The 742-nt window shown below is 58.9% G+C and carries 1 protein-coding gene; it reads left to right on the plus strand.

Features of this window, described 5'->3' with window-relative positions:
• Nucleotides 1-159 precede the first annotated feature (159 nt).
• On the plus strand, nucleotides 160-742 hold a 583-nt coding region (locus JKG68_RS32750), incomplete at its 3' end, for a phytase (protein ID WP_202066645.1).

Below are 742 nucleotides of genomic sequence, written 5' to 3' on the forward strand. Positions count from 1 at the left end.
CCCTTAGGCGAAAATGGCTGGGATTTCAGATCCTCGGAGGGGCAAGCCCCCCCAACTCTCAACGTTGAATACACGCTCACGCCCGATACACCGAGCAACCCTCCGCCTGTCGCAATTCCTTTCCTCGGGTCGGTTTCTCCCACTGGCGAGACGGCGACGATGCTTGGCACCTCCGACTATGGTGATGTGGCCGATGATCCGGCCATCTGGGTCGACAAAACTGATCCGGCCCGCAGCCTGGTGATCGGCACCAATAAGGATCCGTCACGAGGAGGCCTGTATATCTTCGACCTGCAGGGCAAGATCCTCGACAGCACCACAGCCGGTCAGGAATACAACAACGTGGACCTGCGCTATGACTTCCGCTTGGGCGGACAGCTGGTGGATCTGGTCGGGGCCACCAACCGTGAGACCAACAGCATCGACTTCTTTGCAGTCGATCCGACCAGCCGCGAGCTCAACCCGGTTGGCTCGGTGCCCACAGGGCTGTCCAACATCTATGGCTTCACCATGGGGCATACAGCCGACGGCAAGTACTACGGTTTTGTGTCAACCAAGGATGGCACCGTACGCCAGTTTGAGCTTGAGGATAGCAGCAGCAGAGTGGGCGGCAACGCTGTTCGAACCTTCGATGTAGGTTCTGGATGGGTTGAGGGCATGGTAGCCGATGACCAAACAGGAGCTCTCTACCTCGCTGAGGAGAACGTTGGCATCTGGAAGTACGGGGCGGATCCGGCGTCTG

Source organism: Microvirga aerilata (assembly GCF_016743775.1).
In the GTDB taxonomy this organism is placed as follows: Bacteria; Pseudomonadota; Alphaproteobacteria; order Rhizobiales; family Beijerinckiaceae; genus Microvirga; species Microvirga aerilata.